The sequence below is a fragment of the Ruegeria sp. CH5 genome (assembly GCF_056537025.1).
Genome location: NZ_JBQFQT010000001.1, coordinates 1,414,117 through 1,435,663, shown reverse-complemented (window position 1 = coordinate 1,435,663; position 21,547 = coordinate 1,414,117). Strand labels below are relative to the sequence as shown.

Sequence of the window (21,547 nt, the reverse complement as noted above, 5' to 3'; positions counted from 1 at the left end):
GCTATTTACTTCTTCGCAAGAACAGCATTGGAACGGGCATCATGAAAATCGCCACCGCCGCCTACAATCTCGACTGGCTCGACAGCTGGGCGCAGTACGAAGACAAGCTGGACGCTTGGGTTTCGCAGGCCGCAGGGCAGGGGGCTGAACTGCTGGTGTTTCCCGAGTACGGCGCGATGGAGCTTTCGACGCTGGCCGGGGCCGAGGTTGCGGAGGATCTCGAATGCTCGATCCAGGCGGTATCCGAGCGGATGGAAGATGTAAAAATCCTGCATCGGCGCCTCTCGGCCGAATACAATGTGTACATTCTGGGCGCATCCGCCCCGGTTCAGGCCGGCCCAGGCCGCCCGGTGAACCGCGCCGAATTCTACGCCCCCTCAGGCGCGCAGGATCATCAGGACAAGCAGATCATGACCCGGTTCGAGCGCGAAGACTGGGACATCGCACCGGGCGGACCGTTGAAGATCTTCGAGACGGCGCTGGGCCGTATCGGCGTTCTGATCTGCTATGACAGCGAGTTTCCTCTGCTGGGCCGCGCCCTGTCAGAGGCCGACGTGATCCTTGTGCCGTCCTGCACCGAGGCCCTGTCGGGCTATTGGCGGGTCCGCATCGGCACGATGGCGCGTGCATTGGAGAATCAATGCGTTACGGTCATGGCGTCGCTGGTGGGCAACAACGATTGGTCTCAGTCCGTAGACACCAACACTGGGACCGGAGGCGTTTTCGGCCCGCCGGACAAGGGCTTTCCACAAACCGGCGTGCTGGCGGAAGGCGTGCTCAATCAGCCGGGCTGGACCTACGCAGACGTCGACCTTTCGGCGATCGCCGAGGTTCGGGCGGATGGCCATGTCCTGAACCGATCCCACTGGACCGAGCAGACGCCCCGAGTCGAATCGGTCACAATGTCGCGCCTTTAAGTGATTCCACCCTTGAAATAAGGCCGAAATAGGCTCATTTAAGCGCCACCTGCGGATTCTGCAGGTCAACGCAAAGATGGAGACAACATGGCCAAGGAAGATACGCTCGAATTTCCCGGTGTCGTGAAGGAACTCCTGCCTAATGCGACGTTTCGGGTCGAGCTGGAAAACGGCCATGAGATCATCGCACATACGGCAGGCAAGATGCGTAAAAACCGCATCCGTGTTCTGGCCGGCGACAAGGTTCAGGTCGAGATGACCCCCTATGATCTGACCAAGGGTCGGATCAACTACCGCTTCAAGTAACGCCTGCCGCAATGGCGTTCATTCTAGGATCGGGCAGCCCCAGACGGCTGGACCTGCTGGCTCAGCTTGGCGTGCAGCCCGACGCCATTTCTGCCCCTGACATTGACGAAGACCCCCAAAGGGGCGAGCTTCCGCTACCGTATTGCGCGCGCATTGCCCGCGAGAAGGTGCATGCCGTGAAGGCGGCCCCGGACGATATCGTCCTGTGCGCCGACACGACGGTTGCGCTGGGTCGACGCATATTGGGCAAGCCCGAGGATGCGGGACAGGCAGCCGAATTTCTGCATGCCCTTTCAGGACGTCGCCACCGTGTGATCACCTCGGTCGCGGTGCGTCGCGGCGATCGGGTGTTGCAGCGTGACGTCGTCAGCCAGGTCAAGGTCAAGCGTCTTTCGGACGTGGAAATCAACGCCTATCTCGCTACCGACGATTGGCAGGGCAAAGCCGGTGCCTATGCCATCCAAGGGCCCGCGGGCGCCTTCATTCCTTGGATCTCGGGCTCGTTCACCGGTATCGTCGGGCTGCCCTTGTCTGAAACCGCAGGACTGTTGCAAGGTATCGGTTACCCCCTGTATCGCGAGGCATCATGAAAGGTCGAACGATCATTCTGGATCACATTCAAGGCCGCGAAGCCGCGGCCCTGATGGTGGATGGCAAACTGGATGATTTCCTGATCTCTGCCGATGCGCCCGCCCCCGGAACCATCTACCGGGCCCGGGCCGAGCGGGCGATCAAGGGGCAGGGCGGGATGTTCCTGACAACGCCGGATGGTCCGGCTTTCCTGCGGCAGGTTAAGGGCTTGGCACCGGGTGAGATGCTGTTGGTGCAGGTCACGGGTTATGCCGAACCGGGCAAGGCCCTGCCGGTGACGAACCGCGTCCTGTTCAAAAGCCGCTATGCCATCGTCACGCCGGACGCGCCCGGGCTGAACATCTCCCGCTCGATCCGCGATGACGAGGAGCGCGACCGGCTGCTGGTGATTGCGCATGAGCAGATGGACGGCAGCCCTTTCGGTCTGATCCTGCGCTCCGGTTGCCGGGGCGCGGATGCCGATGAAATTGCCGAAGACATCGCCGCCATGCGAGCGCTGGCCGAGCAGGTCGTGAACGACACCGGAGACGCACCGGAAACGCTGTCCGAGGGCGACGGACCGCATGTCCTCGCCTGGCGCGAATGGGTGGAGCCGGCCGAGGTCTCGACCCAGGCGGGCGGGTTCGCGGACCATGGCGTGCTCGAGGCGCTGGATGCTGCCCGTGGCGCATCCCATCCTTTGGCGGGTGGGGCACACATGTATATCGAGCCCACCCGGGCGTTGGTGGCCGTGGATGTGAACACTGGTTCGGATGGCTCGCTGGCTGCGGGAACAAAGGCCAATTTCGCCTGCGCCAAGGAACTGCCGCGCGCCCTGCGCGTGCGCGGGCTGGGCGGGCAGATCACGCTCGACCTTGCGCCGATGCCCAAAAAAGACCGGCGCGGATTCGAATCCGCACTCCGCGCTGCCTTCAGGGCTGACAGCGAAGAAACGATCCTCGCCGGCTGGACGCCGCTGGGGCATTTCGAATTGCAGCGAAAACGCGGCCGTATCCCATTGTCGGAGGTCCTGAGATGAGCTGCCCGATCTGCGGAGAAGATACGGTCAAACAGTTTCGTCCGTTTTGCTCGAAACGCTGCGCCGATATCGATCTGGCCAAGTGGCTGAACGGCTCCTATGCGGTTCCGTCGCAGCGCGAGGATGACCTTGATGATGAGATTCAGGATGCTGTCGAAATCAAGGATCGCCCGCACTGAAAAAATCTGAAAAAGCCTCTGGACACCGCGTTTGGCAAGTCATAGAAGGCCTGCACCCAACGGCAAACGCCGTTCCCGTGCCCGGGTAGCTCAGGGGTAGAGCAGTGGATTGAAAATCCTCGTGTCGGTGGTTCGATTCCGCCCCCGGGCACCACTTAACAAGCTGGTATAATTATATTTTCTGCTCATGACTGATCCTTTTTTCGGTCCGGTTTGACGCTTTTCTGCGAAGGTTTGACACTTTCGGCCCGCCTTCGGTTCTCTTCTTCTAGTGTGGCCATGGTTTCGCGGTTCTTGTCGGCAAGGTTTGCAGAACGCGAATAGTGCCGCGCCATGGACGGTGTTTTCTGTCCCAGAAGGTCCGCGATACGGCGTTCATCGAGGCCGGCTTCGCGCAAAGTCGTGGCGACCGTGTGCCGCAAGCCCTTGAGGGTCAGGCCTTTTTGAATAAGGCCTTCATTCTCAAGGGCGGTCTTGAAGCGGTGCCATACGGTCGAAAAGCCGTTGTAAGTCCATGCCTCGCCGCGTGAATTGGAAAGCACGGTCTCTGCATCGTGGTTGGGCATGCGGTCAAGCGCCGCTTGAAGCGTCGGGCTGACCGGAATCGCAACCTCTTCACCCGTCTTGCCGCGCACGCCCCAAATCGTGCCGTCATCGACCTGATCATTCCGTAATCGCAGGGCGTCGGACGGGTCGAGGCCGGTGTTCATCATCAGGGCGACGGCTACGCGCACGTGAGGCTTGGCTTTGCCCAAGACGATGTCTCGCTCCTCGATGGTCCAGGGGCGGTTGGCATAGGCGCGGTCGCGTGGGCGGCGCTTGGGGATCACATCTTTGGCGAAGTTGGCGGAAATGAGTCCTTTCGGGATGTTGTAGCGAAAGACCTCGCTCAAAAGCGTGCGCACCATGTTTGCACGCCGCCAGCCAATCTTCTTCGCGGCCTTGTCATGGATACCTGCGATCAGCGGTGTGTCGATCACATGGATCGGTGTGTCGCGGATCGGCTCAAGGAAGTCAGCGCATTTGCGGTAATCGCGCCGCGTAGCTTCGGCGAGGTTCTGGTAGTGCTCGGTCTCAAAGTATGACTGGATCAACCCGCCAAGCGTTCCAGCCTTTGGAGCCTTCGCTCGCTGCGCCTCGGCGATGGCGCGGATCGTTTCGCATTCGGCGAAGAACTCGGCGGAGCCAATCGGTGCATGGGTCAGGTCAACCTTGTGGCCGGTCTCCCGGTGATAGCATCGCTGCTTTCCGTGCCGGTCCTTGAAAATCTTGAACCCCTTGACCCGCACCTGCGTCATCAAAGGCGGTCCAGAATGGTTTCGCGGGTGTCGGTCGCGGCCCCGGACTTCACATCATCAATCCAGAGATCGAGGTCACGGCGATCCCAAAGTAATGTACCTTGCTTCAACTCAACAGGGCGCACGGGACAAGCCGCCTTGAAGTGCTTCACCGGCAACCCGGCATAGCTCGCAGCTTCGGACTGCTTCAGCATACGCTTGTCGATCACGCTGATATTGAGATTGGTCGTCGCCATGGCCTGACACCCCCATCAATTCGCTGCCGAACTCTCGGCACTTTTGACCTTGGTTGCGTTCTTCTGAAAACGCTCCCAACCGCTCATCGTTAGCATCTTGGTCTTCGATGAAATCTCCACGAACTCTAGTTTCCCTGTGTTCATGAGCGCGCGAATTTGCGCAGGGCTGAGCCCAACGATCTCGCTGAGCTGTTTAGGTGAAAGCAGGCGTTCTTGGGTCAATTTCGGCCTCCATCGCTGGATATGAATAGAATCGCTTGTTCTGCACCTTATGACATGCTCAGATGATTTAAGGGCAAATTATACGTCATTTTGTGCAGTTTTGCTCGTTATGGCGATTTCGTCAATAGGGAACCTTGCATGCGGCAAGACGCTAAGTCAGTTTTCATTGCTATGGGCGCGCGCCTCGCTATCGCGCGCAACGAAGTCGGCCTGACGCAAACAGCAATGGCGGAGGCGATCGGCGTCTCACATCGCGCTTATCACAGCTACGAAAAGGGCCAGCGAGGCCTTCCTGTGGAGGCGCTTGTGGCGATGGCGGACCGGTTTGAAGTGGATGCCGCGTGGATATTGCTCGGGACGCAGACTGTCCGTGCATCTCATGACTTTGAAGCCTTGAAACGGATTGAGACCTCGCTCGATCAGCACCTCAACGAAGAAAACATAAAGATCAAAAGTGAGAAGCGCGGGGCCATCGTCGCGCGCTGGTATCAGTCACATCTCGAGGGGCGGGAAGTCAGAGATGATGACGTTCACACTTGGATCGAACTGGTAAGGGATTAAGCCGATGCAAAAGCCAAGCGACAATTGGAAGAATCTTCGGCGCGCAACACTTGAGCGCGCACGCCGCAACGCAGTCGAGCCGTTAGAACCGCTCAATACGGTACTCTTGGTTGCCAGCGCACTCTATTTGATCGGTTTCCTGAGGCTGAGTTTCGGGGGGCAGCCTCATGATTTTACGTTGATATCCGGCGCGGCCATCTTTGCGGTAGCAGTATCTGGAATTCTAGTGCCCATTCTTTCGGGTTCCGTCATCACGTTGCGGCTTGCAGACCGTCAGCTCAAAAAATTGATTGAAGAATGACACGATGCATTAAAGCCCCTCGCATTGATACCTCTGCGGCCCGTCCTGCGGCGTACGCTAGCGTAATTTGTACATTTGCGCGCCCTGAGCGCGCGCCAACTTAGGAATTCCAGTAGATGCCACTGACACTTGCCCAATTGGAGCGTCACCTTTTTAGTGCTGCAGACATTCTTCGCGGGAAGATGGATGCGTCAGAGTTCAAAGAGTACATTTTCGGGATGCTCTTCCTGAAGCGCTGTTCGGACGTGTTCGAACAGGCCCGCTTGGAGGTGGTGCAAAAGCGTATCGCGAGCGGCGTGGCCCCGGAGCGGGCCGCAGAAGAAGCGGAGAACAAGGTTTGGTACGGGCGCAGCGGCACGTTCTGGGTTCCGCCACAATCGCGCTTTGGTCACCTCGTTGACGAAGCGCACGAGAACATCGGCGACAAACTCAACAAAGCTCTGGGCGGCGTTGAGTCTGAGAACATCGCGCTCGAAGGTGTCCTCGACCACATCGACTTCACCCGCAAAGTTGGTCAAAGCAAGATCAGCGACCAAAAGCTGCGCCAACTCATCAATCACTTCGGTGAGATCAGGCTGCGTAACGAAGACTTTGAATTTCCTGACCTTCTCGGTGCCGCCTATGAATATCTGATCGGTGAGTTTGCGGACTCCGCCGGCAAAAAAGGCGGCGAATTCTACACACCGCGTTCGGTCGTCCGCATGATGGTGCGGCTACTGAAACCGACGCTCGAACATGACATCTATGACCCTTGCTGCGGGTCCGGCGGTATGCTTATCGCCGCCAAGGATTACATCGACGAACACGGACAGGATGGACGCCGGGCCAACCTCTTCGGTCAGGAAAACTCAGGCACCGTTTGGTCCATCGCCAAGATGAACATGCTGCTTCACGGCATCAACAGCGCGGACTTGAGGAACGAGGACACCCTAAGCGAACCACAACACGTTGAGGATGGCGAACTGCGCCGCTTTGATCGGATCCTCACGAACCCGCCGTTTTCGATCAACTGGGGCTCCAAGGACAAAGATCGCTCTGGTGAATATACGTGGCAGCCCAAGTTTAGGGAACGCTTCTTCCATGAGGTGCCGCTTGGCTCGAAGAAGGCCGACCTCATGTTCCTCCAGCACATGTTGGCCGTCAGTCGTGACGGCGGCATGATCGCAACTGTCATGCCGCACGGAGTTCTGTTTCGGGGTGGGGACGAAGGTAAAATCCGCCAGAAAATCATCGAAAGCGACCAGGTGGAGGCAGTCATCGGCCTCGGCCCGCAACTCTTCTATGGAACCGGTATTCCGGCTTGTGTGATCGTCCTGCGCCAGCGGGTGCATCATGGCGCGAACCTCGTGTCGGGCAAGCCCGCCGAACGGCGGGGCAAGGTGCTCTTCATCAATGCGGATCGCGAATATTTCGAAGGGCGCGCGCAGAACCATCTGCTTCCGGAACACATTGAAAAGATCGTCACCACGTTTGAGGAATACCGCGCAATCCCCGGCTTCTCGGCCATCGTCGACATCGACACGCTGCGCGAGAATGACTTCAACCTCAACATCCGCCGCTATGCCGACAACGCTCCGCCGCCAGAGCCGCATGACGTGCGCGCGCACCTTGTCGGCGGCATCCCCAAGGCAGAGGTTGAGGCCAAGGCGGCGCTGTTCCAATCCCACGGGTTGGACCCGATGGACCTGCTGACGCCACGCGATGAAAACTACCTTGACTTCGCCATCAGCCTGACAGCCAAGGCAGACCTCAAACCCGCTATTGAAACCAACGCGGGCCTCGTCGCCCGCGAGGCGCAAATCAAGGACAGCTTCAACGCGTGGTGGGACGCACACAGAAACAGCATCAAATCTCTCGCCGGGGCCGAGGACCCCGCCGCGCTGATCACTCTGCGCGATGAACTGCTCTCCAGCTTTTCCGACACGCTCGAAAGCCTCGCCATGCTCGACCCGTTCACCGTGCGGGGCATCATTGCCCAGTTCTGGAACCAGTCGCGGTTTGACTTCCTCACGCTCATGGCGCGCGACACCAAGGGCGTCGTCGATGCCTGGCGCACCTCTATCGTCACGGCGCTGGAGGATAAGGGGCACAAGGAGAACCCGCTGGATCACAAGCTGGTCGCCTTCCTGATGGGCGATTTCGTGCGCGAGATTGCAGAGCTTGAGGCGCGCAAGGCGGAACTGGATGCACAGGTCAAGGCGGCGACGGCGAAATCTGAAGATGGCGAGGAAGAAGAGGACGACGCCGAGCCGGTGGATGAGGCGCAGATCAAGCGCTGGAAGAAGGAACTGACCGAGGTCAAGAAAACGCTGAAGGCCAAGCAGGAGCAATTTGCGGACGAGTTGAACCGCGATGTGGAGGGGTTGAACCCGGACCAGGCGGCGGAGTTGCTGCTAAAGATCCTGCATGATGACATGCAAACGATTTTGAGCCGCTATATCGGTGCGCAACGCGCCCAGATCGTCGCGGCGTTTGAGAATTGGTGGGACAAGTATCGCGTAACTCTTACCGAGATCGAGGGCGCACGGGCTGAGGCGACGGAGAAGCTGGCCGGGTTCTTGAAGGGTCTCGGCTATGTCTGAACTAAGACAGCCCGAGAAACTGGGTGAAATCTGCTACATCAAAGCGCGCATCGGTTGGCGTGGGCTCTCTTCTTCCGAATATACTGATGACGGTCCTTACCTGATCGCAGGCCAGCACATCCGAAATGGGCAAATTGCCTGGGATAAGTGCGATCACATCTCTGAGCAACGCTATTTAGAGTCTCACGAGATTATCCTTCGCTCGGGCGATGTGATCATCACCAAAGACGGAACAATAGGGCGAGTTGCGCGGGTAGATGAGTTACCGGGCGATGCGACGATCAACGGCACAATGATGCTGATCAGGCCGCTGCGCAGACTTGACTACCGTTACTTGTATCACGTTCTGAATGGTCGCGGTTTTCAGAAGCTGATTGACGACAAGGTATCAGGAAGTTCGATCCCGCACCTGTTTCAGCGGGACATGGTTGAGCTCAAAGTCGATCTACCTACGCCCCCTCACCAATCCAAAATCGCTGAGGTGCTGGATACGTTGGATGCGGCGATCCGGGGGACGGAGGCGGTGGTGGCGAAGTTGAAGGCGATGAAGCAGGGGCTGCTGCATGACCTTCTGACCCGCGGCATCGACGCCAACGGAGACCTCCGCCCCCCACACATCGAGGCCCCCCACCTCTACAAAGAAACCCCACTCGGCTGGCTCCCGAAGGAGTGGGAAGTGGCACAATTGGGGACGATCAGTTCAAAGGTAACGGACGGCACCCACCAAGCAGTGAGAACGGTAGACTTTGAAGACGGCACTCATCCGTTTCTTTTCGTATCGTGTGTTAGGGAAGGTCAAATAAAATGGAAAAGCGCCGCACGTGTTGATGAAAAGCACTACAAAGAAATATCAAAGGGTCGTGAACCGGAGGTTGGCATGATCCTTTACACTGCGGTCGGGTCATATGGACATGCGGCAATGGTGGACGCTGATATTCAATTCGCGTTTCAAAGACATATCGCCTGTATCTTTCCCATTAAGCGCCTCGTTGAACCGGGATTCCTGGCAGAGTTCCTAAACAGCGCGTCGGCACGAAAGCACGCGGATCGCGTGGCAATTGGTAACGCTCAGAAGACCGTCACTCTCGGCGAATTATCACGCTTTCCGGTTCCTGTGCCTAATAACGAGGAGCAGTTGCAAATCTCGAAGAGACTTGCTTCTTCAAATGAAGCCTGCACGAACGAACTGACCCTTCTCGACAAACTCCGCCTCCAAAAATCCGGCCTGATGGACGACTTGCTCACCGGACGGGTCTCCGTTGCGCCTCTGCTCGAAGAGGGGGCTGCACATGGGGCATGAATTCGATGACGTAGAACAGCCCTTCATCGACCAATGTGTCGCCATGGGCTGGCAGGCGCAGACTGGCAATATGGACGACCCCGCCCTGACCGGGCGCTCCAGCTTCAAGGAGGTCATCGCGGAGGCCACGCTGCGCGACCGCCTGCGCGCGATCAATCCCGGCCCTGGCGGCAAACCCTGGCTCGACGATGCGCGTCTGTCCGAGGCAGTCAGCGCGCTCACCCGCCACGGCCAGCGCGGGCTGATGGAGGCCAATCAGGCGGTCACTGAACTGCTGCTCAAGGGCCTGACGGTCGAGGGTCTGCCCGGCTGGGACGGCGGTCGCGGGCAGACGATCCGCTACATCGCTTGGGATGACGTGGAGGCGAACGATTTCACCGTCTCCAACCAGTTCCGCGTCGATTGCCCGCCCGGTCATGACGTCGGCAAGGGCTTCATCATCCCCGATGTGGTGATGCTGGTGAACGGTATCCCGGTGGTGGTGGTCGAGGCGAAAAGCCCCGGCATCCCCGAACCGCTGGCCGAGGCGGTCAAGCAACTGCGCCGCTATCACAACGCCCGTAAGGCCGCGCTGGAGGTGGACGACAACGAGGGCGCGCCTGCGCTTTTCGCCTCGGTCCAGCTTCTGATCGCGACCAGCTTCGACGAGGCGCGCGTGGGCTGTATCGGCGCGGGGCTGGAGTATTACGGTCAGTGGAAGACGGTCGTGGGGCCGGATGGCAAAGGTTCTGAGGATGAGGTGGCGGCGGCGCTTGGTAAGACACGCCTGTCTGAGCAAGAGCGCATGATCGCGGGTATGCTGCGCCCGGCGCATCTGTTGGATATCCTGCGGCACTACCTGCTGTTCATGAATGTGGGCGGCCAGACCATCAAAACCGTCTGCCGGTATCAGCAATACCGCGCCGTGAACCGCGCGCTGGAGCGCCTGCGCACGGGCAAGACGCGGCTGCAAGACGGCGAGTATGACCGACGCGGCGGCATCGTCTGGCACACCCAAGGCTCGGGCAAGAGCCTGACCATGGTTTTCATGATCCGCAAGATGCGGACGGATTTGGACCTGCGAAAGTTCAAGGTGATCATGGTCACCGACCGCAAGGACCTGCAGCGCCAGTTGTCGGAAACCGCGACGCTGTCGGGTGATGTGGTGGAGCTGGCCACCAGCAACAGCTCCCTCAAGAAGCTCGCCCGCCGCAAAGGGCCGGGTTTGGTTTTTGCCACGATCCAGAAATACCGCACGGATGAGGACGTCGCCGAAGTCACGAAGGGCCCGGCCTTCGATGTGCTGAACGAGGACGACACAATCCTGGTGGTGGTGGACGAGGCGCACCGCACGCAGGCGGGCGATCTGCATGCCAATTTGCTTGCCGCGCTGCCCAACTGCGCGCGGATTGGCTTCACCGGCACGCCGATCATCATGGGGGAGAAGAAGCGCTCTACCGAGATTTTTGGCGACTTCATCGATCAGTACACGATCAAGGAAGCCGAGGCCGATGGGGCAACTGTGCCGGTGCTCTACGAGGGTCGCACCGCTGAGGGTGCGGTGAAGGACGGGGCCACCCTGGACGGCCTGTTCGAGGATATGTTTCGTGGCCGTTCCGATGAGGAACTGGAAGCGATCCGCAAGAAATACGCGACCAAGGGCAACATCCTGGAGGCTAAAGAGCTGATCGGGGAAAAGGCCCGCGACATGCTGCGGCACTACGTGACCAACCTCTTGCCGAACGGGTACAAGGCACAAGTCGTTGCCTACAGCCGCACAGCGGTTGTCCGGTATCATGCGGCTTTTATAGAGGCACGTGATGAGCTTTTTGCTGAAGCGGCGGCTCTGCCTAATCGTGACAAGTCGTTGGACGACGAAGAGCTTTGCATCCGACCGGCAAAGCTGCAGGCGTTGGTCCAGGCTTGGCGATACCGCGATACGCTGGAGAAGATTGAGTTTGCTGCGATCATGTCCGGTGGCAACAATGATGATGCCAGCTGGAAGCAGTGGACCGAAGGATCAGCGCAGGAAATGCGGATCAAACGGTTCAAGAGGCCGTTGTTCCATAAGGACCCCACGAAAGCGGACCCTCTCGCGTTTTTGATCGTCAAATCGATGCTTTTGACGGGCTTCGATGCGCCCATCGAAGGCGTGATGTACCTTGATCGATCGATCCGTGAAGCCGAGCTTTTGCAGGCCATTGCCCGTGTAAATCGAACCGGTTTTGGCAAGACCTGCGGGATCGTCGTGGACTATTTCGGCGTTGCCCATCACCTGAAGTCGGCCCTTTCCGCCTATTCGGATGAAGACATCGACGGAGCGCTGGTCAGCCTCACCGACCAAATTCCCATTCTGCGAGATCGGCACATTCGGGTCGTCGACATTTTCCGGCGGGAAGGCCTGGATGACTTGTCTGACGATGAGAACTGCCTTCAGGTTTTGGCCACGGAAAAGGTTAGGGCTGAGTTCACGGTGAAGCTGAAGGACTTCCTCAAGTCCTTGGAAATCGTGCTTCCAAGGCCCGAGGGTCTGCCATTTGTGAAGGATGCAAAGCGCCTTGCCTATATCCAGGCGCGCGCGCGGAACAGGTTTCGCGATGTCGCCGTCATCGGTTCAGATGTGGGTGCTAAGGTCCGAAAGCTGATCGATGACCATGTGATCTCGTTGGGTATCGATCCCAAGATACCTCCCGTTCAACTTACGGATGCCGAGTTTGAGGACCAGGTTGGGCAAGCAAGCGGTGCGCGCGCCAAAGCTTCGGAGATGGAACACGCGATCCGTTCACATATTCGCAAGAAGCTCGAAACTGACCCTGTTCGGTTCAAGAAGATGTCCGAGCGCCTTAATCAGATTCTAGATGGCTTTGGTCATCAGTGGGATGAAATCATCAAACAGCTTCAAGCGATTATTGATGAGCTCCGGTCAGAGTCCCAATCAACTGGCGAAACTCAGTTCGACATACCAGAGATTTATGTCCCCTTCCTTCGCACCGTTCTTGAAGAAGTGGGAGCGGACGAAAACACTCCGGCGGAACATCTCCAGGCTCTGCATCGTGTGACCCGAGAGATCGTGGATCGCATTGTCGAAGAGCTGGTTGCCAATCGCTCAATCTGGAGCTCGTTCAAGATGGCTGACCAAGAAAATCTGCGGTCTGAAATCTTCGAAAAACTAGTTGATGCAAAGATCGAGGGGTTTGGCGTTTTGGACGCCGAGCGGTTGTCGGAACAGTTGATGCAGCAAGCCAAGGCCAATGACGAAGCCTTGAGGGAGTTCTGATGCCCAACCTCCCGCTTTCACCCATTCGAACCGGGGGCCGCTCAGTCCGTTTTTTCGACCAGCATTTGGCCGTAGACGGCTTGTCGTTCAACATACGACGGAGCGATAGAAGAAAGACCCTCCAGATTACCGTGGAGAGATCGGGCGAGCTTATGATTCTCGCGCCGCCGGAAGCAACAGAAAGTGACTTGGTCGAGTTCGTTCAGGAGAAACTGCTTTGGGTGCATACCAAGTTGGAGGAAAAGGCGCGACTTCAGCGAAGGGCCCCTATTAAGGAGTTCGTCGATGGCGAGGGGTTCCTGTATCTTGGTAAAAGTTATCGCCTTCGCTTGGTCGACCGTCAGCTTGTCGATCTGACATTAAAGAATGGACGCTTCTGTCTTCGAACGGCCTCGGTCCATAGAGGCCGGGAAGTCTTTATTTCTTGGTATGTTCGCAAGGCACAGGCCTGGTTCGAGAAGCAAACCCTTCAGCATTCAAACCGCATGGATGTGAACATCAATGAGGTCAAAGTCCAGGACCTAGGCTTCCGGTGGGGTTCGTTTGGATCAGAGGGTAGGGTTTCCTTTCACTGGAAGGCTGCACTTTTGCCGCCGAGGATCGCGCAATACATCATCATCCATGAACTGGCACATGCCCATCATCCCGACCATTCGGCGAAATTCTGGATCAAGGTTGAGCAACACCTCCCTGACTGGAGGGCCCGCAAAGAGTGGTTGGCCGAAAATGGAATGCAAGTTGAAGGCTTGTGAACGTTTCGATTTTGTTGGGGTAGCCCCTCAATCGACTCGAAGCAATAAAGTTGTCAGTTGACAACTTAAAGAAAGAGACCTATTTAATGTCTAGAAAGTCGCACAAGTCCAAGGAGATCGAAGCCGTTCTGCGTGAGCTGGAGACCTTGGGTTGGACGGTCACTTTGCGTTCCGGGCGCGGTCATGCTTGGGGCCTGATCCGGTGTCCGAACAACGATCCTGACTGTAGGTGCGGTGAGTTTTGTCAGATGGGTGTATGGTCGACGCCTCAGAATCCGGGCCGCTTTGCGCGGCAATTAAGAAGTCGGGCGCTTGGCTGCACAAAGCTCGACAACACGAACGAAGACGCGCAAGAGGATGAATAATATGGCAGAAATCGAGTTCGAACTGATTTTCGCCCTTCCAGAGGGTGAGCATGAAGCGTTCGATCTGATGGACGCGGTCTTCGAGGCTGGCTTCGAGGATGCCATCGTCGGTACTGGCGTGCCTGGCATGCTTGGCGTTGCGCTGGAAGCGGCGAGTGATCGCGCGGAAGATGCGATCCTGGATGCAGCGCGTGCGATCCAAAAGCAATTGCCGAAGGGCTCGGTTTTGCGGGAAGTGCGGCCTGACCTCGTCAGCTTGGCCGATGTTGCCAAACGGTTGGAGGTGACGCGCCAGTCTCTGCAGAAGCGCAAGATGCCACCAGCCAGCCAGGGCGGGCTGTTCCGGATGGAAGAGGTCGCTGTGGTCATCATGGACGCGGCGGAAGGCAAGGGTACCGGAGCGCGCAAAGGGCGCGTTGCGGTCGGCAAAGCGGGGAAGTGGCTAAGTGCGGGTGAACCGGCGCGGCGGGTGAACGCGGGCCTTGCCGTTGGCGCGATTGATGGGGCGACGCTCGAAGTGCGCGAGGATGCCAAGCAATTCCTCTACGCAGATGGCATGAACGCTGAAACGCAAACTGGCGCTGCTTGAGGTAGTGCCTTGTGATGAGCTTGCTTGAAGCCCCGATGCATCCCGGTGAAGTCCTGAAGGAGCTTTACCTCGATCCCTTGGAGATGAGGGGCATCGCGTTTGCGCGGCGTCTGTGTGTGCCTCGGAGTCGGATCGAGCGGTTGATCAAGGGGACGACCGGGGTCACGCCTGACACGGCGCTGCGCCTCGCCCGCGTGTTCAATACGACCCCGGCCTATTGGGTGAACTTACAAACAAACTATGACATGGCGCTGGCGGCCAAAGAGATCGACGTATCTGACATTGAACCGTTGGTTGCCGCTTGATTCACGACTCTGAGCTAAACGCTTGGTGAAACTTACCCCAGGCGCTGCGCGGCATATCGATCATGTATCGTCCCGACGGTCTTGATCATGCGTCCAAAGAATTCATCGTAAATTCTGGGTAGGTCGAGATTGATTTTCTGGTCTTTCCCGTAAAAGTTCGCACGGTTCTTGAAAGCCTCAAACCGACCGTCAGACATGTCAGGGATCAATATGAAACGCTCGATCAAACGACGCCGTTTGAACTGTTCGTAGACTCTTGCGCTGATGTCTAGATGACCATCATGAACGATGCGATCTCTAATGGAGCAGATCATCCAAATTAGTTCATCTTTCACGAACAAAGTACCAGCCCGTTCATCAAGCTGCAGGCTTTTCTTGTCACCGTACTGTTTGGATCGACCCTTGAGTTTAACGATCTCCGAATAATCAATCACATCCCGCTCAACTTCAAACGCCAACTTCACAGCGTAGTCCAGAATGCTCCTCATCCTGACAAATATTGTTTCGAGATGAGCATGTATGAGAGATGTTTCCGCCGAAACCGATGACCGCAAGCCCACTCTTTCTTCCTTCTGGTAGACGTAGGGTTCGCAATCATTGAACAAGCCATAAAACTCTCCGATGACCTGACTGATTTGCGCGCTTGTCCTTTGGATATTCGTCAACAGCCCCTGCACATCTTGCAGATAGATGAACTTATGTAACACCGGATCTGGATGCGATCCTGCAAGCAACTGTTCGAATTTCTTCTTTGTAACGCGGCTCTCAGGTTCGATCCCAGCCATATGTACCCAATCAGGTATCCGATCATGGTAAATCTTGAATTCAACATCGGAAATGATCGATCTTCGGATATGCCCATGTGTCGCGGCACACAAATTGTCCAGTTCAACATCCACATTTGTGTCTGTTCGACGCCAGTATTTTTGCGAGTCCTGAAAAAAAGCTGTGGCCTCTTTTTGCCTCACTCCTTTGGAGGGCTTGCCATTAAGGTTCTTTATTGGCTTTTCATCATCCCCAGAAACCGGCCAGCCGCAAATCTTGCCAACACCCACAGAGGCTTGAACGGACACTTGGCGATAGCCCCTTCGCAATTTCGACATTCCAAACCTTCTGTACCGACGACCACTTCCCAGCTATCGTTCTCAAACCCGCAATTTCTGCGCAAGCCCTACCGCCAAAATTTATGCCTCTTTTCATTCCAGAAGTTATTTGAATTGAGCCCTAATGCCTCAAACCACGCTCAGCATGCGCCTCCTGGCTGTCTAGTTGTCCCTCAATCTCTCGGCGGCGGCTTTCGCTAAGCTCAAGCTTTGCGCCAAGTTCTCGTCCAGCGTCTTGTAGCTCGCCTCGTCGTTCAACAATCCGTTCAAGGCCTTCATGGATGCGGCCTGTGAACGAATGAGCAAGGTCACGCAGTCTTTCAAGCCAGCCAGCTCCTTCTCGATCCTGCCGGTCGAGCGTGTCTCCAAGGCGGTCAAGTCCTTCGCGGAGGCCTCTGAGGCCGTCACCAACCGCTCGACGCAGGCGAGCAAGTCGCGTTCCAAGGCTGTCAGTTGGGTCATCTAATCCTCCTCGATCCGAATACATGTCACGCTCTGACCGGCCATCGTGCAGGTGCGCAGCCGCGTCTTCGATGGGTCCAGGATCAGCCAAGTCCCCTCGGGCCGTTCGATCCGTGTCAGGCCCATTTCCGTCAACTCCGAGCGTTTCAGATGCACCGTCCAGAAGAAGCTCGCGGCCATCATCGAGGCGATCCCCGTCAGCACCATCCCCGCGATCAGCCAGGGCGAGATCGTCAGCCAAAGTCGGATCGAGCTCAGCCGCGTCTCGAACATGCTCGCCGTCTCGGTCTGAAAGCGGCGCGTATCGCTCGCGATGGTATGCTGCGCGGCGCCCACAATGTTCTTCAAATCGATCCTGAAGGTCTTGAGCTGGGACGAGATCGAGGCGACGTGTTCGGCCCTGATCTCGTCGAGCTCCGCGTTCAGTTTCTCGCTCAGCCGGGTCGGCTTGCCAGTCTTCATGGAAAATCTCTCCTTTCAGCCGCCAGCGTTCGCCGGTCTCGGGGTCGCGGGCGGTGATGTAGGCCTTGCCGGTGCGTGGCATGTCGAAGCCTGCGTCCGTGAGTGCGTCGACCATAGTGGCGCGGTCATTGATCAGACCCATATCGATCTGATCCTGTATCCAGCCGTGCAGCTCGTCGCGACCTTGGGCGCGGGTTGGGGACTCGATGATGTCGCGGACGTCCTGGGTGCGCTCTACGTCCATGGGGTCCGCCCAGCCGTAGCGCTGGTTCATCACGTCCCGCAGGCTGTCATAGGCGTCCTGGTAACCCGGCGGCGCGATGTTGAGGCTCTTGCCCGTCGTCAGCTCCAGGCGCGGCGTGCAGAAGTGAAGCTCGACCCGGCCTTCGTGGCGATGGCGGACCCAGAGCACCTCATATTGCTCAGGGTCCAGCCCCGCGAAGGCCAGCCGCTCGAACCCGTCCATGACCTCGGTCTGCTGGTCCTCCGTCGGGTTGTCGCTCTCCGCAAAGCTGATCACGCCCGCGCGGTAGGTCCACTGGTGGCGGCTGGCGTCGATCAGGGCCTCGGTGCGCTCGGGGTTGCCGCGCAGGACCTCGGGCAAGGGGTCTCGCGTGACGGCTACGGGCTGGCCGTCGGCATCGCGGATCAGGTCGCGGTTGTAGTCGTAGGCCAGCACGCGCTCCGCCACGAGATAACCGACCGGCCCCGCGCCCGCTCCTTTGCCGTTGGGGAAGAATTTGATCAGCAATGCCGCACCTTATCGAGGAGTGCTGCGAGCTGGCGTTCGATTACGACAAGGCGGCGCGCGACGGTGAGCGTGTCCAGGTCGGTGCGCCCGACCCTCATGGCTTGGTTCAGCCAGCGGGCAATCTGATTGAGGTTGCCGCCGATGCGCCCGACGGCCAGCACGAGCGCCGGATCGACGCGCGGCACAGGCTTGCGGCGGCGGACTTCGGTGAGGCCAAGCGCTTCGCGCAGAAGCGTCGAGGCTGGCAGGCCAGCGGCATCGGCCTTGGCGCGCAGCTGGGCCTTCTCGGACGCGGTGCAGCGGAAGACGAAGGTCTCGGTCAGCGGCTCTTTGGCGGGGGCTTTGCCCGCGCCGGTGGGGTTCGAAGGGGAGGCTTGCCACCCCTCGCAAGGTCCCGTGTCAGCAGCGCCAGCGTATGACATGGGTCGCCTTGCTGTTTGCGCTTCGGTCGGTCTCGCTGTTTGCGCTTCGGTCGGTCTCGTGGTGCTCATGATCTGAGGCCCGCTGCTTGGATTTGCGCCTTGGTCACCAGCTCTGCGGTCAAAAGCGCATCGATCTGGCCGGGCGTGATGTGGCGGCAAAGTGGATGGCGATCTGTGATCCATGTTGCCAAGCCTGCCAGCATCTGAGCTTCCTTGGCCTTCGTCTCTTCGTGGTTCTTGGTGATGTCCTCCACGTAAGCGCGCCACCGTCCCGACCTGAACCAGTTGTCCGAGAAACAAACCTTGGAGCGGGTAAAGCCTGCGCTGTCCGCCGCGTAGGCCTTCACGGCCTGCATCAGGTCCTCGACCTCTGTCCCAGCATCCAAGGCCTCCCTGATCCGACTGAGACACTCAGCCTTCCCGCGCAAACGGTCGGGCGGATAGGACGCCCAAATCTTCTCAGCCTCTTCATCCTCCGCCGCCTCGCGCTCGCGCGTAGGTGGTTTATGGATGGTTTTAGGGTGGTTTGGGGGCCGTGGTGGCCCCGGTACCCCGGCCACTGTGGCCCCCGTTCCGGGTCCAGTCTGGACGGGGTCCACTGTGGCCCCCGTCTCGATCTCGGGTTCTGCGGTCAATTCCAGTGCTTCAATGCGGGTCAGATCAATCCGGTAAACGACCGTAAATCCGTTCTTGCACCCTCGCGCGCCGGTCTCGACCAGGATTCCTTCACTCAGGAACTCTCGGATCGTCCGTTTGACTGTGGTCTCCCCCAGCTCGGTATGCCGCTGGATCGTCCCCTTGGAACACCAGATGCCCGACCCATCATCAGAGGCCTTGTCCGCCAGAAACATGATGATTTGCTTGCGCGTCGCACTCCCGAACTTCCGTTCCGCGCACGCATTTGCCACGCGCCAGCTCATTGGAAGGCCTCATGCCCAAGGTTTGACAATTCGCCGCTAAGTGCTTGATGCGCTGTTGTGGGTTTGACAGGTTTTTCGTGCCTAACCTGTTGCGCCTCTTTAAAAAGCTTCGGTTTGAAAATCCTCGTGTCGGTGGTTGGATTCCGCCCCCGGCACCATTTCCATCGCCAACCCATTGATATCCCTCAGTTTACTGTGGAAACTTTTTGGGCGTAGGACATGGCGAAGGACATTTCGGTACCCTTTTCATACACCAAAGATGGCATTTACTACTTCGAGCGTAGAGTCCCCAGAGACCTTCAGAAGCACTACTCAGCGTCCAAGATCGCCTATTCATTAAGGACTCGGTCTTCGTCGGTAGCCGCTTCAAGAGCCACGAGAGCAGCACAGCAGCTTGATGAGTACTGGTACCACTTACGGATCAAGGGCAGCGAGCTCCCCGGCAAACACCTTCTCAGGATGCAACAGAACGCCACTAAGGCTCCCGGGTCATTGCTACCTTCCGAACACGACGACAATGCTACTGTCAGCCAGTCTGAAGCCGTGGCAATCTACCTCAGACTGAAGGGCCAGAATAGGCCAGTGACCTTCCACCGCGCCGCTGAGCGAGCGTGTGGTTATGTTATCGATGTCTGCGGAGACAAGGACCTGCTCGGCTATTCCAAGGCAGATGCGACACGCTTCAGAGACGCGTTCATTGAGCGGAAACTTACTGGAAGCAGCATCACAAGAATCTTCGGGACGGTCAGATCAGTGGTGAACCTCGCGGCAAGCGAAGTTGGGGTCAACATTACCAATCCTTTCACCGGGGTCTACTACGACCGTCAATCCGGAGTAATAGAACGGGCCCCGCTGCCAGCGGACGTCATCAAAGCAGTGCAGAGGGAATGCATGAAGATAGATGATGACCTTCGATGGCTCGTCGCGCTCATCTCGGACACGGGGCTGCGTCTCGCAGAAGCTGCGGGACTACTTCGCGAGGACCTCGTTGTTGATGCAGACATTCCACATGTGGTGGTCAGAGAGCACCCCTGGCGACGTCTGAAAACTTGTACAAGCGCACGAGTGGTGCCGCTTACTGGAATGTCTCTGTAGGCCGCGGGACGCGTATTGGAACAGGAAGACGATGGTCGTTTCGCTTTTGCTCGATACAACCGTAGAAATGAGACAAATGCTAATGCAGCCAGCGCGGCCTTGAACAAGTGGATGAAGCCGCAGGTGCCAGAGCGGTGCACCATGCACAGCTTCCGTCATTCGATGCGTGACCGTCTTCGGGCTGTCGAGTGCCCATCTGACATCGCTGACCAGATCGGCGGTTGGCAATCTTCAGGAGTGGGGCAGAGTTATGGCCGAGGGTACCCATTGAGAGTACTGTTCTCATGGATGAAGCGTATTGCAGATTATGGCTAGAGGTGTATCAGTAAGCTCCTCAACACATGCTCAATCCATTGATATGTAGAGAAAATCGGAGAAATGAACAAAGCTCTTAATGGCCAGGAAAACAACGTCTCGCGATTGGACGTGTTCAAGTACAACAAGAGCGGTAAGGCCATCGCCTACCACCTGCCCCAAAGGGGGATAGGCGTGATCGTTCTCGCCCTCTCGCCTGACTTACAAGAGATCTCTGGGATTAGGACAGTACGGCAGTTGCGGCACGCAAATCTGAGTCCAACCGAGTATCGGCTCGAGGTCGAGATCAATATAACGGAGCGACTGACCAACGAACTTGAGGTCACCGCGAAAATACTGCGCGTACTAACATCCGATGATACGAGTATTGCACGTTGGCAAAGCGAGCCAAATCTCAGCCGTCTGCCGGTCTCGCCGCACCCTGAAGTAACTCAAGAGGAGTTGGCGTGGGCCGGTAAAAGAGAAGGTACGATCGGTGAAGGCGTAGGTATGTTAATATTTAGCGTGGCCGCCCTAGCGATCACTGCGGTGCTCATTTCCGGCGGTTCACCAATCGGCATCGTACCCTCGCTATTCACAGGGCTTATGGGTAGCGGCGCACTGTTGGGCTTGAGGAAGCATGATTGGAGCCTCCCAAGATCTGCCGATCCCGAGAAGTTAGAAGAACTTCATAGATGGAAGTACAGCCTTCGTCAGAAAGCAGAGAAAGCAGATCGAGCTGCGCTTACAGCCTTTGACGCGCGTCTTGAGGAGTTTTCCGGATGGCAAACCCTTTCGCCGCTGCAGTTCGAACACGCTGTGGCGAGAGCTCTAGAAAAAATGGGCTTCTCGTCGACCACGGTTACACAGGCAAGCAAAGACGGCGCCGTTGACATCGAAGCCATTGATGAAGCTGGCCGCACCACAATCATACAAGCCAAAAAACACTCTAAAAACGTTGGAGTTGCTGTGGTCCGTGAACTTGTTGGAGTTCGTTCCACGAGGCCTGACGTGGACCGAGTGATTGTTTTCTCACTGGTTGGCTTCACCAAAGGCGCCCGCGAACTCGCCGAGAAAACCGGTATAGAATTAATGGATGCTAGGAGCCTAACGCTCCGCGTTTAGCGCCATGTCCTACGCCCAAAAAGTTTCCACAGTAAACTGAGGGATATCAATGGGTTGGCGAAGGTGCCTGTAACGGGAACTGAACGGGAAACCCAAGCAGCCCCCGGACACCACTTCAAGCTAATGAAATAAGAA

At 57.7% G+C, this 21,547-nt stretch carries 22 protein-coding genes and 1 tRNA gene; 16 read left to right on the top strand and 7 right to left on the bottom strand.

What is annotated here, in order from left to right; genetic code table 11:
• Window positions 1–41: 41 nt before the first annotated feature.
• The 6 genes from ACR0JC_RS07080 to ACR0JC_RS07055 all read left to right on the top strand — a co-directional run bounded on the left by ACR0JC_RS07080 (window position 42) and on the right by ACR0JC_RS07055 (window position 3,165).
• Window positions 42–917 (top strand): carbon-nitrogen hydrolase family protein, encoded by an 876-nt coding sequence (locus tag ACR0JC_RS07080; protein WP_170337715.1) that lies wholly within the window; start codon window positions 42–44, stop codon window positions 915–917.
• A gap of 87 nt (window positions 918–1,004) precedes the next feature.
• Window positions 1,005–1,223, top strand: a complete 219-nt coding sequence (gene infA, locus ACR0JC_RS07075; RefSeq protein WP_005978431.1) for a translation initiation factor IF-1 — start codon at window positions 1,005–1,007, stop codon at window positions 1,221–1,223.
• Window positions 1,224–1,234: 11 nt separating this feature from the next.
• The gene (locus ACR0JC_RS07070; protein ID WP_170337717.1) at window positions 1,235–1,813 is read left to right on the top strand and encodes a Maf family protein; all 579 of its coding nucleotides are present in this window, start codon (window positions 1,235–1,237) and stop codon (window positions 1,811–1,813) included.
• On the top strand, window positions 1,810–2,832 hold the full coding sequence (locus ACR0JC_RS07065; protein ID WP_170337719.1) for a ribonuclease E/G: 1,023 nt from the start codon (window positions 1,810–1,812) through the stop codon (window positions 2,830–2,832). Before ACR0JC_RS07070 ends, ACR0JC_RS07065 begins: the two co-directional genes overlap by 4 nt.
• Entirely contained in the window at window positions 2,829–3,011 is a 183-nt protein-coding gene (locus tag ACR0JC_RS07060; RefSeq protein ID WP_170337460.1) for a DNA gyrase inhibitor YacG, read from the top strand. The genes ACR0JC_RS07065 and ACR0JC_RS07060 overlap by 4 nt, the downstream gene beginning before the upstream one ends.
• 79 nt (window positions 3,012–3,090) lie before the next feature.
• Window positions 3,091–3,165, top strand: a tRNA-Phe gene (locus tag ACR0JC_RS07055).
• A gap of 31 nt (window positions 3,166–3,196) precedes the next feature.
• Here ACR0JC_RS07055 and ACR0JC_RS07050 read toward each other — a convergent pair.
• The 3 genes from ACR0JC_RS07050 to ACR0JC_RS07040 are packed head-to-tail and all read right to left on the bottom strand — an operon-like array spanning window position 3,197 to window position 4,767.
• Window positions 3,197–4,309 (bottom strand): tyrosine-type recombinase/integrase, encoded by a 1,113-nt coding sequence (locus ACR0JC_RS07050; protein WP_170337721.1) that lies wholly within the window; start codon window positions 4,307–4,309, stop codon window positions 3,197–3,199.
• A complete protein-coding gene (locus ACR0JC_RS07045) occupies window positions 4,309–4,545 on the bottom strand; it encodes a hypothetical protein (protein ID WP_170337723.1) in 237 nt (78 codons plus the stop codon). The genes ACR0JC_RS07050 and ACR0JC_RS07045 overlap by 1 nt, the downstream gene beginning before the upstream one ends.
• A gap of 15 nt (window positions 4,546–4,560) precedes the next feature.
• Complete coding sequence (locus ACR0JC_RS07040; protein ID WP_170337725.1) at window positions 4,561–4,767, bottom strand: hypothetical protein; 207 nt, start codon at window positions 4,765–4,767, stop codon at window positions 4,561–4,563.
• Between the two features lie 138 nt (window positions 4,768–4,905).
• Here ACR0JC_RS07040 and ACR0JC_RS07035 point away from each other — a divergent pair, with 138 nt between their 5' ends.
• From ACR0JC_RS07035 to ACR0JC_RS07000, 8 genes are all read left to right on the top strand, one after another.
• Window positions 4,906–5,328 carry a helix-turn-helix domain-containing protein gene (locus ACR0JC_RS07035; protein WP_170337727.1) on the top strand — a complete coding sequence of 141 codons (423 nt, stop codon included), beginning with the start codon at window positions 4,906–4,908 and terminating at the stop codon, window positions 5,326–5,328.
• A gap of 4 nt (window positions 5,329–5,332) precedes the next feature.
• Window positions 5,333–5,629, top strand: coding sequence for a hypothetical protein (locus tag ACR0JC_RS07030; protein ID WP_170337729.1), 297 nt, complete (start codon window positions 5,333–5,335; stop codon window positions 5,627–5,629).
• A gap of 116 nt (window positions 5,630–5,745) precedes the next feature.
• Window positions 5,746–8,211, top strand: coding sequence for a type I restriction-modification system subunit M (locus tag ACR0JC_RS07025; RefSeq protein ID WP_170337731.1), 2,466 nt, complete (start codon window positions 5,746–5,748; stop codon window positions 8,209–8,211).
• The gene (locus ACR0JC_RS07020; RefSeq protein ID WP_170337733.1) at window positions 8,204–9,511 is read left to right on the top strand and encodes a restriction endonuclease subunit S; all 1,308 of its coding nucleotides are present in this window, start codon (window positions 8,204–8,206) and stop codon (window positions 9,509–9,511) included. Before ACR0JC_RS07025 ends, ACR0JC_RS07020 begins: the two co-directional genes overlap by 8 nt.
• Entirely contained in the window at window positions 9,501–12,767 is a 3,267-nt protein-coding gene (locus tag ACR0JC_RS07015) for a type I restriction endonuclease subunit R (protein WP_170337735.1), read from the top strand. Before ACR0JC_RS07020 ends, ACR0JC_RS07015 begins: the two co-directional genes overlap by 11 nt.
• On the top strand, window positions 12,767–13,519 hold the full coding sequence (locus ACR0JC_RS07010) for a M48 family metallopeptidase (protein ID WP_170337737.1): 753 nt from the start codon (window positions 12,767–12,769) through the stop codon (window positions 13,517–13,519). The genes ACR0JC_RS07015 and ACR0JC_RS07010 overlap by 1 nt, the downstream gene beginning before the upstream one ends.
• A gap of 366 nt (window positions 13,520–13,885) precedes the next feature.
• Entirely contained in the window at window positions 13,886–14,473 is a 588-nt protein-coding gene (locus ACR0JC_RS07005) for a hypothetical protein (protein ID WP_170337739.1), read from the top strand.
• 14 nt (window positions 14,474–14,487) lie between these two features.
• Entirely contained in the window at window positions 14,488–14,778 is a 291-nt protein-coding gene (locus ACR0JC_RS07000) for a HigA family addiction module antitoxin (protein ID WP_170337742.1), read from the top strand.
• Between the two features lie 32 nt (window positions 14,779–14,810).
• Here ACR0JC_RS07000 and ACR0JC_RS06995 read toward each other — a convergent pair whose 3' ends face one another.
• From ACR0JC_RS06995 to ACR0JC_RS06980, 4 genes are all read right to left on the bottom strand, one after another.
• Entirely contained in the window at window positions 14,811–15,851 is a 1,041-nt protein-coding gene (locus ACR0JC_RS06995; protein ID WP_217361068.1) for a hypothetical protein, read from the bottom strand.
• A 151-nt stretch (window positions 15,852–16,002) separates the two neighbouring features.
• Window positions 16,003–17,556, bottom strand: coding sequence for a relaxase/mobilization nuclease domain-containing protein (locus ACR0JC_RS06990; RefSeq protein WP_170337746.1), 1,554 nt, complete (start codon window positions 17,554–17,556; stop codon window positions 16,003–16,005).
• Window positions 17,550–17,978 carry a plasmid mobilization protein gene (locus tag ACR0JC_RS06985; protein WP_170337748.1) on the bottom strand — a complete coding sequence of 143 codons (429 nt, stop codon included), beginning with the start codon at window positions 17,976–17,978 and terminating at the stop codon, window positions 17,550–17,552. Before ACR0JC_RS06985 ends, ACR0JC_RS06990 begins: the two co-directional genes overlap by 7 nt.
• Before the next feature lie 65 nt (window positions 17,979–18,043).
• Window positions 18,044–18,898 carry a hypothetical protein gene (locus ACR0JC_RS06980; RefSeq protein WP_170337750.1) on the bottom strand — a complete coding sequence of 285 codons (855 nt, stop codon included), beginning with the start codon at window positions 18,896–18,898 and terminating at the stop codon, window positions 18,044–18,046.
• Window positions 18,899–19,117: 219 nt separating this feature from the next.
• Here ACR0JC_RS06980 and ACR0JC_RS06975 point away from each other — a divergent pair, with 219 nt between their 5' ends.
• Together ACR0JC_RS06975 and ACR0JC_RS06970 are read left to right on the top strand one after the other, a co-directional pair.
• Entirely contained in the window at window positions 19,118–19,993 is an 876-nt protein-coding gene (locus ACR0JC_RS06975) for a DUF6538 domain-containing protein (protein WP_254430685.1), read from the top strand.
• Between the two features lie 378 nt (window positions 19,994–20,371).
• A complete protein-coding gene (locus ACR0JC_RS06970; protein ID WP_170337752.1) occupies window positions 20,372–21,412 on the top strand; it encodes a restriction endonuclease in 1,041 nt (346 codons plus the stop codon).
• The last annotated feature ends 135 nt before the right edge of the window (window positions 21,413–21,547 follow it).